Below are 1,411 nucleotides of genomic sequence, written 5' to 3'. Positions count from 1 at the left end.
CCCCCACCCCCAACAGCCGAAACTCGATCGACTCGTAGGTCCCCGCACTCCCCGTCTCGTACAGCACCCCCACCGTCTGCTTGTCCACGCGCACCAGATCCGAGTAAGCGGCCTTCTGCGACGACAGTGTCAGGGCCTTCTGGAATGTCCCTCCTCCGTCCTCGCTCCGCCAGATGGCCATCGACCGGCGTGCCGTCGGCTCCGAAGGGCCCGAGAACAGCAACGCGTCCGAGTCGCCGTCCAGTTGGAGGACGCTGCCCTGGACGATGGGCACATCGTTCAGGGTGGGCTGGACCGTGTACGGGCGGTCCAGGGTCTCCGCGCCGTCGCTCGAGTAGGAGTCCAGGCGGTTGCCCGGCATCAGGCCGCTCTGGTCCCTGGAGGAGAAGTACAGTCTGCCGTCCGGGAGTTGGGCGGCGCTCGTCTCGTTGGCGTTCTCGATGCCGTCGTACGAGTCGTCCACGAACCCCAGGTGCCAGGTGCCGCCGCCGTTGTCGCTGTAGATCGCGTGGCCGCCGTAGTACCTGGACTCCTGGCCGGTGTCCGACGAACCCGCCGGCGGCGCCGCCGAGTGGTTGGCCGGGATGACCAGCCTCCCCGTGTGCGGGCCTCGCGACACGTACACCGCGTGCCCCGGGCCCGTCGCGTACCAGCGCCAGTTCGGGAGTTTCACCTGGGCCGTGATGTCGCGCGGGGGTGTGAAGCCGCGGCCGTCGCTCTCGGCTGAGCTCGTCTGGACGAAGACCCTGCGGCTCTGCTCCGGCGTCGCCTCACCCCGCATGATCTGGGCCTCCGTCACCGCGCCGCCGTTGTACGACGTCACCAGCACGACGCTGCCCGTCCCCTCGTCCACCACCGGTGCCGGATTGCCCCGTGTGTCGCCGTTCCCGGCCGCGACCACCGACAGTGGGCCCCAGGTGCAGCCGCCGTCCGTGGAGCGGCGCAGGACCACATCGATGTTGCCGCTGTCCCCCGCCCCGCTGTGTCTGCCCTCCGCGAAGGCCAGCAGGGTGCCCTTGGAGGTCGTGACGGTGGCGGGGATGCGGTAGGTGTCGTAGCCGCCCTGGCCCGCGAGGTACGGGACCGACGAGGTGCAGGACGCGCGGGCGGGGCGGGGTGGGTGGAAGGGGCGCGTGGCCGCTTGTGCCGTCGTCGCCGTGAAGACGGTGCCGATTCCGGTGCCGGTGATCAGGGCCGCGCCGACTGTCGCGGCGAGCAGGGTACGGCTCAGAGGCGTCATCGCTCTCCCTTGCGGAGTGGGGGGTGGGGTGCGGTGAGGTGGGGGCGCGTTCTGTGCTGCGGCTACAGGTCACGACCGTAGCTTCGCTGACGGACCGTCACCATGCGTGGCACGTACGGAACATACATACCCATGTGACCCCTTGCCCCTACGTTTCCCGCTCCTCCACGC

General features: G+C 70.0%; 1 protein-coding gene. It reads right to left on the bottom strand.

The features are described 5' to 3' along the window. Window positions 1-1,240 (bottom strand): sialidase family protein (locus tag AOK08_RS39760; RefSeq protein WP_055535153.1); only part of this gene is annotated, 1,240 nt, incomplete at its 3' end. Window positions 1,241-1,411 lie beyond the last annotated feature (171 nt).

The organism is Streptomyces graminilatus, assembly GCF_001418565.1.
In the GTDB taxonomy this organism is placed as follows: domain Bacteria; phylum Actinomycetota; class Actinomycetes; order Streptomycetales; family Streptomycetaceae; genus Streptomyces; species Streptomyces graminilatus.
The sequence above is the reverse complement of the archived record's forward strand: the minus strand, read 5'-3'. Positions and strand labels throughout refer to the sequence as shown.